The following is a 13,072-nucleotide window of genomic DNA, read 5'->3' on the forward strand; positions in this document are numbered from 1 at the left end:
TGTCGGAACGTGCGCGATACTTGGCCTATTCCGCGGGCGCGGCGAGCGGACGGGGCTCGGAACGGCGGCGCAGGCGGTCGATCAGCAGGTAGATCACGGGCGTCGTGTAGAGCGTCAGGATCTGCGAGACGAACAGGCCGCCGATGATGGTGATGCCGAGCGGACGGCGCATCTCCGTGCCCGGACCGGTCGCGATGACCAGCGGAATGCCGGCGAACAGCGCCGCCATGGTCGTCATCAGGATGGGGCGGAAGCGCGCCTGGCAGGCCTCGAAGATCGCCTCCGCCGAGGACAGGCCGCGCTGGCGCTCGGCATCGAGCGCGAAGTCCACCATCATGATGCCGTTCTTCTTGACGATGCCGATCAACAGGATGATGCCGACGAAGGCGATCACCGTCAGCGGCGTGTTGGTGAGCTGCAAGGCGAGCAGTGCGCCGAGCCCGGCGGACGGCAGCGTCGAGATGATCGTCAGCGGATGGGCGAGGCTCTCATAGAGCACGCCGAGCACGATATACATCGCCACCAGCGCACCGAGGATCAGCAGCGGTTGCCGGCCGCTGGTCCTGGCGAAATCGCCGGCATTGCCGTCAAAACTGCCGCGAATGCCTTCCGGCATGTGCAGCTCCTCGATCGCGCGCTGCACGTTCTGGGTCGCGGTCTGGAGCGGCACGTCCGGCATCAGGTTGAACGATACCGTGGTCGAGGGAAACCCCTGCGAATGGTAGACCGCCAGCGCAGCGAGCCCGCGCGTCGCATGCACCACGGCCGACAGCGGCACCTGCGCGTCATTGGCACCGGCGACATAGATGCGATCGAGGTTGGATGGGTCGACCTGGAATTTCGGGTCGATCTCCAGCACGGTCATATACTGGTTGCGCTGAGTGTAGATGATCCCGATCTGCCGCTGCGAAAATGCGTTGTTGAGCGCGTTGTCGATGTCCTGGACCTTGACGCCGAGCGCCGAGGCCTTCTGGCGGTCGATCGAGAGCGTGAGCTGAAGCCCGCCGGGATCGCGGTCGCTGGAAATATCCGTGATGCCCTCGACGCTCTCCATGCGCTTGGCCACGATCGGCGCCCATTTCTGGAGCAGGCTAAGGTCGGTGCTGGTCAGCGTGTACTGGTAGTCGGAATCGCTCTGCCGTCCGCCGGCGCGGACGTCCTGGGCGGCGAACATGAACAGGCGGATGCCGGGCACCGGGTACAGGGCGCGCCTGAGACGGTCGATCACGACCTGCGTCGAGACGTGGTCACGCTCCTCCGGCGGCTTCAGGCTGATGAACATGGTGCCGCGGTTCGAGGTCGCTCCCCCCGGCCCGCCTCCGCTGCCGACCGTCGAGCCGATGCCGGCCACGGCCGGATCCTGCATCACGATGTCGGCGAGCCGCTGCTGCAGGCCGAGCATGGACTGGAACGAGATGTCGGCCGAGGCGCGCGTCGCGCCGATGACGAAGCCGGAATCGTCGGTCGGGAAATAGCCCTTGGGGACCTTGATGTAGAGCGTCACCGTGAGGCCGATGGTGGCGAAGAACACCAGCAGCGTCAGCAGCGGATATTGCAGCACGGTGCGCAAGCTGCGGGCGTAAAACGTGACGACGCGTGACAGCGAGCCTTCGATCAGCCGATCGAACAGCGTCGCGGTCCCGGACGTGGTCTGCCGGATGTAATGGGCGCAGATCATCGGCGTGACCGTCAGCGACACCAGCGTCGAGACCAGGATCGCGAAGGTCAGCGTCAGCGAGAACTCGCGCAGCAGGCGGCCGACGATGCCGTCCATGAAGATCAACGGCGTGAAAGCCGCGATCAGCGATAGGCTGATCGAGACCACGGTGAACCCGATCTGCCGGGCGCCTACGAGCGCCGCCTGGAGCGGCCGCATGCCATGTTCGAGATTGCGGTACATGTTCTCGATCATGACGATGGCGTCGTCGACCACGAAGCCGACCGAGATCGCCAGCGCCATCAGCGACAGATTGTCGATCGAGAAGCCCGCGACCCACATCCCGGCACAGGTCCCGGCCAACGCCAGCGGCACGGAGATGCCGGCCGCGATCGTCGGCGTCAGCCGCCGAAGGAACACGAACACCACGACCATTACGAGGACAGCGGTTGCCAGCAGCGTCCACTGCATGTCGAGCACGCTGGCGCGGATCGTACTGGTGCGATCGACCAGCGTGGAAATATCGACACCCGCCGGGATCCATTGCTTCAGCGCCGGGATCAGCGCCTTCACCCGGTCGACGGTGTCGATGACGTTGGCGTCGCCCTGCTTGGTGATCTGGATCAGCACGGCCGGCTGCTTGTTGAACCAGGCGATCGAGCGAGCGTTGCGGACGGAGTCCTCGATGTCGGCGACGTCGGCCAGCCGGACGAAATTGCCGTTCGAGCTCTTGATGATGATGTCGCGGAACTCTTTCGCCGTCCGCATCTGCTTGTTCAGCGACAGCGTCTCGCTCTGGCGCTCGCCGTTGAAGATGCCGACGGGACCAAGCGGGTTGGCGTTGATGATCGCGGTCCTGACGTCGTCGGTGGCGATGCCGGCGTTGGACAATGCGACGGGGTTGAGCTGCACGCGCACCGCCGGCTGGTCGGCGCCGCTCACCGTCACGTCACCGACACCAGGCACCTGCGAGATGCGCTGCGCGAGCACGGTATCGGCGACGTCGTAGATCGCGCTGGCCGACAGCGTCTTCGAGGTCAGCGCCAGCACGAAAACGGGCGCGCCGGCCGTGTTCGCCTTGCGGAAGCGCGGCAGCGTCGGCAGGTCGCTCGGCAGGTCGATCAGCGCCGCGTTGATCGCCGCCTGCACGTCGCGTGCGGCCTTGTCGATGTTGCGACCGATGTCGAACTGCAGCTGGATGCTGGTCGTGCCGAGCGACGACGTCGAGGTGATCTGGTTGATGCCCGCGATCTCGCCGAGCCGACGCTCCAATGGCGAGGCCACCGTCGCCGCCATGACGGACGGGTCGGCGCCCGGCCGGCTGGCCGACACGAAGATGGCGGGGAAGTCGACGTTCGGGACCGAGGCGACGGGAAGGAACTCGTAGGCGACGACACCCAGCAGGAACAACCCGATCGACAGCAGCGTGGTCGCGACCGGCCGGCGGATGAAGGGCTCCGAGATCGATGCCATCACTGCATCCCCTCGGTTGCGCCCGCGACCGGCGGGCCGCCGGATTCAGCCGGCGGCAGCGCCTGCTCGAGGCGGCGGTTGATGCGGTCGAGCGCCAGGTAGATCACGGGCGTGGTGTAGAGCGTCAGAAGCTGGCTCAGCAGCAGGCCGCCAATGATGGATATGCCGAGCGGAAAGCGCAGCTCGGCGCCGGTGCCGCTCTCGATCGCGAGCGGCAGCGCGCCGAACAGCGCCGCCAGCGTCGTCATCATGATCGGACGGAAGCGCAAGAGACAGGCCTGCACGATCGCCTCGTTCGGCGACATCCCCTGCCTGCGCTCGGCCTCGAGCGCGAAGTCGATCATCATGATCGCGTTCTTCTTGACGATGCCCATCAGCAGGATGATGCCGATCAGGCCGATCACCGAGAGGTCCTGACCGCACAGCATCAGTGCCAGGATCGCGCCGACGCCGGCCGAGGGCAGCGTCGACAGGATGGTGATCGGGTGGATGTAGCTCTCATAGAGCACGCCCAGCACGATGTAGATCGTGATGACGGCGGCGAGCAGCAGCCAGGGCTGGCCGGCGAGCGCCTTGGCGAATTCGGCGGCATCGCCGGCATAGACGCCGACGATGCTGTTGGGCATCTCGATCCGGGTCTCGATCGTCTTCACCGCCTCGACGGCATCGCCGAGCGCGGCGCCCGGGGCGAGGTTGAAGCTGAGCGAGATCGACGGGAATTGCGCCTGGTGCGAGATCGCGAGCGGCGCCGTGGTGCGCTTCAGGGTCGCCACGGCCGAGAGCGGCACCTGGGCGTTGGGCGCGCCCACGATGCTGCTCGCCGCGCCCGGCAGATACAGCTTCGACAGGATCGAGGGATCGCGCTGGTACATCGGCAGCGCCTCCAGCACCACGCGGTACTGGTTGGCCTGGCCGTAGATGGTCGAGATCTGCCGCTGCGCGAACGCGTCGTTGAGCGTGTCGGTGATTCCTTGCAGGCTCACGCCGAGCTGTCCGGCCCGGGTCCGGTCCACATCGAGCTGCGCCCGCAGGCCGCCCTCCTGCGCCTCCGAGGAGACGTCGCGGAACAGCGGATCGCGCCGCATCTCGGCAACGAGCTTGCGCGCCCATTCCGACACCAGCGTCGCGTCGGTCCCGGTCAGCGTGTACTGGTACTGCGAACGGCTCGACTGGGTCGAGATCTGCACGTCCTGCACCGGCTGGAAATAGACGGTCATGCCGGGGATGGCCGACACCCGTTCCTTCAGCCGGGTCACGACCGCGCTGACGTCGTCGCGCCGCTCGCCGCGCGGCTTCAAGGTCATGACCAGGCGCCCGACATTGGTGGTCGGGTTGACCGAGCCCGCCCCGATCACCGAGACCACGCCGACCACATCAGGGTCCGCCTTGATGGCATCGGCCGCCTCGGCCTGCCGATTCTGCATCTCGGTGAACGACACGTCGGGTCCCGCCTCCGTCACCGCCGTGATCGATGCGGTGTCCTGAAGCGGCAGAAAGCCCTTTGGCGCGACGACGTAGAGGACGAGGGTCGCGCCCAGCGTGGCGAACGTCACGAGCAGCGTGGCGCGCTGGCGTTCCAGGACCCAGAGGAGCGTCCGGTGATAGAACTCGACGGTGCGATCGATGAAGCGGCTGATCGCGGCCAATCCCGGCACAGCCAGTTCCTCATGGGCGTGCTTGAGCAGCCGCGAGCACATCATCGGCGTCAGCGTCAGCGAGACCACGGCCGAGGTCACGACCGCGATCGTCAGCGTCAGCGCGAATTCGCGGAACATGCGCCCGACGAGGCCGGACATGAACAGCAGCGGGATGAACACCGCAATCAACGACACCGTCAGCGAGATCACGGTGAAGCCGATTTCGCTGGCCCCCTTCAGCGAGGCCTCCATCGCGCTGTCGCCGTTCTCCATGTGGCGGACGATGTTCTCGATCATGACGATGGCGTCGTCGACGACGAAGCCGGTGCCGATGGTGAGCGCCATCAGCGACAGATTGTCGAGGCTGAAGCCGGCGAAATACATGATGCCGAAGCTGGTGATCAGCGACAGCGGCAGCGCGACGCCCGCGATCAGCGTGGCCCGCAGCGAGCGCAGGAACAGCAGCACCACCAGCGTCACCAAGACGACGCTGAGGATCAGGGTGAACTGCACGTCGCGGACCGAGGCGCGGATCGTGACGGTGCGGTCGGAGACGATGGTGAGGTTCACGCCGGCCGGAATGGCGCGCTGGACTTTTGGGATTTCCGCCCGGATCTGGCTGACGACATCAATGACGTTGGCGCCGGGCTGGCGCTGGATGTCGATGATGACCGCCGGCGTGCCCTGGTACCAGCCGCCGGTGCGGTCGTTCTCCAGGCCATCCACGATCTGCGCGACGTCGCCGATCGTGACCGGGGAGCCGTTGCGGTAGGCGATGATAACAGGCTTGTAGGCGTCGGCAGCGGCGATCTGGTCGTTGGCGGCGATGAGGTAGGATTGCTGCGCGCCGTCGAGCGAGCCTTTTGGCCCGGAGACGTTGGCATTGGAGATCGCGGTGCGCAGATCCTCCATGGCGATGCCATAGGCGGCAAGGCGCGCCAGATCCGCCTGGATGCGCACGGCCGGCTTCAGCCCACCTAGCACCGAGACCCGGCCGACGCCGGAGATCTGGCTCAGCCGCTGCGCCAGAAGCGTGTCGGCGATGTCGCTCATCGCCCGCAGCGAGATCGTGTCGGAGCGAAGCGCCAGGGTCATCACCGGTGCGTCCGCCGGGTTCACCTTGGCGTAGGTCGGCGGATAGGGCAGCGTCTTGGGCAGCACGCCGGCCGCCGCGTTGATCGCGGCCTGCACGTCCTGGGTCGCGCCGTCGATGTCGCGGTTGAGATCGAACTGGAGCGAGATCTGGCTGACGCCGAACGAGCTCGTCGAGTTCATCGCCGTCAGCGACGGGATCTGGCCGAGCTGCCGTTCCAGCGGCGCGGTGATCAGCGAGGCGATCACGTCGGGGCTCGCGCCCGGAAGCTGCGTCGACACCTGCACGGTCGGGAAATCGACCTGCGGCAGCGCCGAGACCGGCAGCGAGAAATAGCCGAGCGCGCCCCCGATCAGCAGGGCGATGCCGAGCAGCGAGGTCGCGATCGGGCGGCGGATGAAGGGTTCGGAGACGCCCATGGGATATGCCTGCCGCTCAGGCGGCTGTTGTCGGGATCATGGCTGCTTGGCTCCAGGTCCCGATGCCCCCGGCCCCGATGCCGGTCCGGTCTGCCCCTTCTGGTCGCCTTCACTGCTGCTCCGCTTGGCGCGGTGCTCGCCGTCCTTGCCCTGTCCGTCCTTTTGCCCGTCCTTGGCCTGCCCATCCTTTTTCTGGCCGTCCGGGCCGCGCGTGCGCTTGCGCGGGGCGAGATCGGCCGACGGTGTCTGGTCATCGCGGCCGACGACCACCTTGGACCCGTCGGACAGATTGGCAAAGCCCGTCGTGACGACCTTGTCGGTCGGCGACAAGCCGCTGGCAATGACGGCGTCATGCTCGTTCTGCTGGGTCACGGTCACCGGCTTGGCGGAGACGACATTGTCCTCGCCGATGACGTAGCTGAAGGTGCCGATCGGTCCGCGCTGCACCGCCGATGTCGGCACCACCAGCGCCTGCATCAAGGTCTCGACCTTGAGGCGGACATTGACGAACTGGCCCGGCCAGAGCTGATAATTGGCGTTGGGGAATTCCGCCTTGAGCTTGAGCGTGCCGGTGGTCTGGTCGACCTGGTTGTCGATGCCGGTCAGCTTGCCGGTGTCGATCACGGTGATGCCGTCATTGCCGAACACGTCGACCGCGAGCGTGCCCTTCGACGCCGCTGCGTTGACGCGCATGATCTGCTGCTGCGGCAGGCTGAACCACACCGCGATCGGCTGCAATTGCGTGATCACCAGGAGGCCGGTGGCGTCGGCGGCGTGGATGATGTTGCCCTGGTCGACCTGCCGCAGGCCGGCGCGGCCCGAAAGCGGCGCCACGATCTTGGTGTAGCTCAACGTCGCCGCCGCATTGTCGATCGCGGCCTGATCGGCTTTGACCAGCGCCTCGGTCTGCGCGACCGCGGCGCGCTGGGTGTCGGCCTGCTGCTTGGAGCCCGCGTTGGAGGCAGCCAACTGCTCGTAGCGCGTGAGATCGATGCGCTGGTTGGCGAGCTGGGCCTCGTCCTGCGCCTTCTTGGCGACGGCCTGGTCGTACGTCGCCTGGTAGAGCGCGGGATCAATCTCGCCGAGCACGTCACCCTTCTTGACGTCCTGGCCCTCGGTGAATTTCACGGCGATCAGCTTGCCGTCGACCTGCGAGCGCACGGTCACGGTGTTGAGCGCGCGGATCGCTCCCACGCCGTCGAGATAGACCGGGACGTCCTGGATGCGGGGCGTCGCCGCCAGCACCGGCACCGGCAGATCGGGCCGTTGGTTGCGGCCATTCGCTTGCTGCGGCTGCTGGTGCCAGACGGTCCAGCCGAAATAGCCGAGCCCGCCAAGGATGGCGAGCGTGATCAGGGTCATGACGAAGCCGCGGCCGCGCGATTTCTTCGCCGTCCCTTCTTTCGCGCCTTCCTTCGTATCCGGCTTAAAGAGCATTGACCGGTTTCTCCATTCGCGGCTCCCAGCCGCCGCCGAGCGCCTGATACAGGCTGACGATGGCGAGAAGCCGTGCGAGTTGGGCCTGCCACAACGCATCTTCGGCCTGAAATAGTGTCTGCTGGACGTTCAGCACAGTCACGATGTCGGCCGTGCCGGCGCGCAATTGCTGCTCGGCGAGATCGAAGGCGCGCTTCGACGAGGTAACGACATCGCGCTGCAATTGTAGCTTGATCGTGGTCTGCTTGATCGAATACAGCGCGTTGTCGACGTCCGCAAACGACTGGATGATGGTCTTGCGGTAGGTCTGGAGCAACTCGTCCTGCCGCGCCTTGGCGAATTCGAAATTGCCGAGGATCTTGCCGCCGTCGAAGATCGGCTGCGTGGCGCTGCCGACGAGCTGGAAGAAGGCCGCATGCGGCTGGAACAGCGAGACCAGCGCCGAGCTCTGATAGCCGCCATTGCCGGTGAGCTGGATCGTCGGAAAGAACTGCGCGCGGGCATTGCCGATGTTCGCGGTCGCCGAGGCGAGCTGTGCCTCCTGGCGGCGGATGTCGGGCCGCTGCGTCAAAAGCTCCGACGGCAGGCCGGGCGTGACGCGCGGGATCGCGATCTTGTTCAGCGTGCCGCCGAGCACGCGCACGCTCTCCGGCGGCCGCGACACCAGCACGGCGAGCGCGTTGACGTTCTGGTCGAGCGTCTGGCGCAGCGGCGGCACCAGCGCCTTCTGGTTGGCGACCACGCTCTCCTGCTGGGCGACGTCGAGATCGGTCCCGGTGCCGGCCTTGCGGCGCTCGCGAATGGCATCAAGGATCCGCTGCGCGCTGGCGATGTTGCTCTGGGCGGTGCGCAGCCGGTCCTGCGAGGCCAGCACCTGGAAATAGGCGTTGGCAACGCCTGCCAGCGTCGTGAGCGCGACGACGTCACGATCGAACCGGTTGGCATTCGCCGTCTCTTCCGCCGATTGCAGCGCATCGCGGTTCTGGCCCCAGAAGTCGAGCTGGTAGCTCGCGCTCAGCGACGCCGAATAGTTGACGACCTCGCGGCCGCCGATGGACAGGCCCGAGGCGCTCGAACCCGAGGTGCGTGAATAGGTTTCCGATCCGCCGCCCGACAGGCTCGGCAGCAGCGCAGCGCCCGCCTGCCGCGCCTGGGCGTCGGCCTGGACGATGCGCGAGACGGCGGCGGCGATGTCGAGATTGACGGTCTGCGCCTCCTCCACCAGTTGCGTCAGCTCCGCGGAGCGAAAGCCGCGCCACCAATCCAGCGACGGCGGCGCATCCGGCTTGCCCGCGTATTTGTACTGCGCGGGAACATCGAGTGCGGGATCAGGCAAATCCTGCGTCAGCACGCAGGCGCCTGAACTGGCGGCAAGGCACGCCACGGCAGCCCATCGCGCCGCGCGCGACGTCCGGAACGTAAGGCCGGGAGATCGCCTCATGGCGACCGCAGGACCATCCTGTGTCACATCCACCCCCCGCCGGGCAGATAGATCCGCCACCGCAGAGCCGGATTAACCGATTCGTGGCGGGACGGCCGGGGGCGTTTATGTAACTCGTTCACAGCCGTGATGCTTTCTGCGGAACCTGAAGTTCATACTAGCGGGGCGCGGAACAGGGGGACAGTCCCGCACCTGCGAAATGCGGCCTCGAATGCGTCGATGTCGAACTCACGCAAATACAAAATATACCTGTGTCACAGGGCTTTTTTGTATTCCAACCTCGCTCCGAGGCGCATTCAAGCTTACCAAGATTTCATGTGATATTGCCGCCACGCCGACGCCAGAGCTACCGGTCCCGCCAGGCGCTCCACCGAAACCTGCGCCGCGGCGCACCGCAGCTTCCCCGGCCTTGGCTGAGCGCACGGCGCGCTATGATCGGGTGCTGGCCCGCAATTGCGCTGTGCACACGGCGGTGGACTGCCGGAGGTACCCCGCCAGCCCCTTGGCGACCGGCGCAGCGCGCACCTATATCATGCGCATGATTCGACGCTGACCGTTTGCGGGGCGCCCTCGGGTCCAGCGATATGAGGCGTATGGGGGCGCCTGGCTCGCGGTCGGACAGTATCCGTTCAGGTGATGGATCTGCCGATGTCGCATACCATCTCGGTGACGTCAGACACCATAGACACAGTGCTCGCCGATCTGCCGCGCATCGTTCGGCTCGCACTCAGTTTTGGCGCGCGGCTGCGGCGAGGAACGCTCGACGTCACCCTGCCCGACGGACGCGTGATCCGTCTCGGCGGCCAGGAGCCGGGCCCGAATGCGGCGATGCGACTGCACAATTACGGCTTCGCGTCGCGCCTCATCAACGGCGGCGACATCGGCATCGCGGAGGCCTATCTCGCCGGCGACTGGGATACGCCGGACCTGACGCAATTCCTCTACCTGTTCTGCGTCAATCACGATCTGATCCAGGCCATGCTGAACGACAAGCCGCTGATGCGGTTCGTCCAACTGCTGCAGCACTGGTTCAACCGCAACACCCGCCGTCAGGCGCGGCGCAACATCCATGCCCATTACGACATCGGCAACGCGTTCTATTCGGCCTGGCTCGATCCCGGCATGACCTATTCCTCGGCGCTGTTCGAGGAGAGCACCTCCGATCTCACGGCAGCCCAGACCAACAAATACCGCCGGCTCGCCGAGGCGCTCGACCTGAAGCCGGACCAGACGCTGCTCGAGATCGGCTGCGGCTGGGGCGGCTTCGCCGAGTTCGCCGCAAAGACCTTCGGCACGCGCGTGGTGGGCCTCACGATCTCGACCGAGCAGCGCGATTTTGCGCAGAAGCGCATTCACGAGGCGGGCCTTGCCGACAAGGTCGAGATCCGTCTTCAGGACTATCGCGACGAATGCGACCGCTACGACCGCATCGCCTCGATCGAGATGATCGAGGCCGTCGGCGAGCAGTTCTGGCCGAAATATTTCGCCCAGTTGCGGGACCGGCTGCTGCCCGGCGGCCTCGCCGGCATCCAGGCGATCACCATCCAGGACAGGCTGTTCCAGAGCTACCGGCGCGAGGTGGACTTCATCCAGCGCTACGTCTTTCCCGGCGGCATGCTGCCCTCGCCCGCCGTGCTCAAGTCGCTCGGCGACAGGTTCGGCCTGCCCGTCATTCGCGAGCGCATCTTCGGGCAGGATTATGCCAAGACGCTGGCCACCTGGCGGAATAACTTCCAGACGGCCTGGCCGGGCCTCGTGCCGCTCGGCTTCGACGACCGGTTCCGGCGGCTGTGGGAGTATTACCTGTCCTATTGCGAGGCCGGATTCCTGTCCGGAAATATCGACGTCCGGCAAGTCATCTTCGCAAAGCAGCAATAAGAGTTTGCGGGCTCGCCTTGCAAGGGTCGCTTGTAAGGCCCGCCACCCTACTTTAGGGTCGCGCCCACCCTATGATCCAGCCGGTAATTGCCTGACATGACCATCAAAAATGACGTTGTCGAAGCCATCGGCAACACCCCGCTCATCAAGCTCAAGCGCGCCTCCGAACTGACCGGCTGCACCATTCTGGGCAAGGCCGAGTTCATGAATCCGGGCCAGTCGGTGAAGGACCGCGCCGGCAAATGGATGATCCTGGAGGCCGAGAAGCGCGGCGAGCTCAAGCCGGGCGGTCTCGTGGTGGAGGCGACCGCCGGCAACACCGGAATCGGCCTCGCGGTCGTGGCGAGCGCGCGCGGTTACCGCACGCTGATCGTGATCCCGGAGACGCAGAGCCAGGAGAAGAAGGATTTTCTGAAGCTGTGCGGCGCCGAGCTGATCGAGGTGCCGGCCCTGCCCTATGCCAATCCTAACAATTATCAGCATGTCGGCCGCCGGCTCGCCGACGAGCTGCGCAAGACCGAGCCCAATGGCGTGCTGTTCGCAGACCAGTGGAACAACCTCGACAATGCGAAGGCGCACTACGAGTCGACGGGCCCCGAGATCTGGGAGCAGACCGGAGGCAAGGTCGACGGCTTCGTCTGCTCGGTCGGCAGCGGCGGCACGCTCGCCGGCGTCAGTCGCTATCTGAAAGAGAAGAACAAGGACGTCCGGATCGCCTGCGCCGATCCGCATGGCGCCGGCATGTTCGAATATTTCCGGAGCGGCGACGCCAAGGCGACGCCGGGCGGCTCGATCACGGAAGGTATCGGCCTCAACCGTGCGACCGCAATCGTCGAGAGCGCCAAGGTGGATGACGCCTATCTCGTTCCCGACGCGGAAGCCGTCACGGTGATCTACGAGCTGCTCCAGCACGAAGGCCTGTGCCTCGGCGGTTCCACCGGCATCAACATCGCCGGCGCGATACGACTCGCGAAACAGCTCGGGCCCGGCAAGACCGTCGTCACCGTGCTCTGCGATTCCGGCAGCCGCTATCAGTCGAAGCTGTTCAATGCGGATTTCATGCGCGCCAAGAACCTGCCGGTGCCGGAATGGCTGGAGAAGCGCAGCAACATCAAGCCGCCGTTCGTCTAGGCCGGGAGGGTTGCGGCCGCCCGGATTTCGAAGTCCGGCTCAAGTTGAGGCAAGCCGCGGTGCCGTAGCCGTAGGGTGGGCAAAGCGAAGCGTGCCCACCTTGCTTGCCGGAGACTGCGGACGGATGGTGGGCACGGCGCAAAGGCGCCTTTGCTCACCCTACGGGGTCACCGCAAGATCTGGCTCAAGAACAGCTTCGTCCGCGCGTGCTGGGGGGCGGCGAAGAACTCGTTCGGCGTATTGGCCTCGATGATCTGGCCCGCATCCATGAACACGACGCGGTTGGCGACCTCGCGGGCGAAGCCCATTTCGTGGGTGACAACCAGCATGGTCATGCCCTCCTCGGCGAGGTCGACCATGGTGTCGAGCACTTCCTTGACCATTTCGGGGTCGAGCGCCGAGGTCGGCTCGTCGAACAGCATCACCTTGGGGTTCATCGTCAGCGCGCGTGCGATCGCGACGCGCTGCTGCTGGCCGCCGGACATCTGTCCCGGAAACTTGTTGGCCTGGTGCGGGATCTTGACCCGCTCCAGGAATTTCATCGCGTTGACCTCGGCGTCCCTCTTCGGGATGTTGCGCACCCAGATCGGCGCCAGCGTGCAGTTCTCCAGGACGGTCAGATGCGGGAACAGATTAAAGCTCTGGAACACCATGCCGACCTCGCGGCGGACCGCATCAACGTGCTTCAGGTTCGGCCCGAGCTCGATGCCGTCGACGACGATCTCGCCCTCCTGGAATTCCTCGAGCGCGTTGATGCAGCGGATCAACGTCGACTTGCCCGAGCCTGAGGGGCCGCAGATCACGATGCGCTCGCCCTTCTTGACCTCGAGGTCGATGTCGCGCAGCACGTGGAACTCGCCGTACCATTTGTTGAGGCCGGAAATCTTGACGATGGGGTCGGACATG

Annotated in this window: 7 protein-coding genes; 2 read left to right on the forward strand and 5 right to left on the reverse strand. The window is 65.8% G+C overall.

From position 1 onward, the window contains the following. Positions 1–25: 25 nt before the first annotated feature. From AB7Z56_RS22800 to AB7Z56_RS22815, 4 genes are read right to left on the reverse strand one after another with little or no spacing between them, the layout of a single operon-like run. On the reverse strand, positions 26–3,130 hold the full coding sequence (locus AB7Z56_RS22800; RefSeq protein WP_441256420.1) for an efflux RND transporter permease subunit: 3,105 nt from the start codon (positions 3,128–3,130) through the stop codon (positions 26–28). After that, entirely contained in the window at positions 3,130–6,279 is a 3,150-nt protein-coding gene (locus AB7Z56_RS22805; RefSeq protein WP_063983415.1) for an efflux RND transporter permease subunit, read from the reverse strand. The genes AB7Z56_RS22800 and AB7Z56_RS22805 overlap by 1 nt, the downstream gene beginning before the upstream one ends. Positions 6,280–6,315: 36 nt before the next feature. Then, on the reverse strand, positions 6,316–7,716 hold the full coding sequence (locus tag AB7Z56_RS22810; RefSeq protein ID WP_063983416.1) for an efflux RND transporter periplasmic adaptor subunit: 1,401 nt from the start codon (positions 7,714–7,716) through the stop codon (positions 6,316–6,318). Next, positions 7,706–9,157, reverse strand: coding sequence for an efflux transporter outer membrane subunit (locus AB7Z56_RS22815; protein ID WP_245328438.1), 1,452 nt, complete (start codon positions 9,155–9,157; stop codon positions 7,706–7,708). Before AB7Z56_RS22815 ends, AB7Z56_RS22810 begins: the two co-directional genes overlap by 11 nt. 648 nt (positions 9,158–9,805) lie before the next feature. On the opposite strand from AB7Z56_RS22815, the gene AB7Z56_RS22820 reads away from it, so the two are divergent. Further along, entirely contained in the window at positions 9,806–11,035 is a 1,230-nt protein-coding gene (locus AB7Z56_RS22820; protein ID WP_063986386.1) for an SAM-dependent methyltransferase, read from the forward strand. A gap of 96 nt (positions 11,036–11,131) precedes the next feature. After that, positions 11,132–12,166 (forward strand): cysteine synthase A, encoded by a 1,035-nt coding sequence (locus tag AB7Z56_RS22825; protein WP_063983418.1) that lies wholly within the window; start codon positions 11,132–11,134, stop codon positions 12,164–12,166. A 167-nt stretch (positions 12,167–12,333) separates the two neighbouring features. Here AB7Z56_RS22825 and AB7Z56_RS22830 read toward each other — a convergent pair whose 3' ends face one another. Further along, positions 12,334–13,071: an amino acid ABC transporter ATP-binding protein gene (locus AB7Z56_RS22830; RefSeq protein ID WP_063983419.1), complete on the reverse strand. Its 738-nt coding sequence runs from the start codon at positions 13,069–13,071 to the stop codon at positions 12,334–12,336. Between the last annotated feature and the right edge of the window lies 1 nt (position 13,072).

The sequence above is a fragment of the Bradyrhizobium sp. 482_C4_N1_8 genome, assembly GCF_052075965.1.
Lineage (GTDB): Bacteria > Pseudomonadota > Alphaproteobacteria > Rhizobiales > Xanthobacteraceae > Bradyrhizobium > Bradyrhizobium barranii.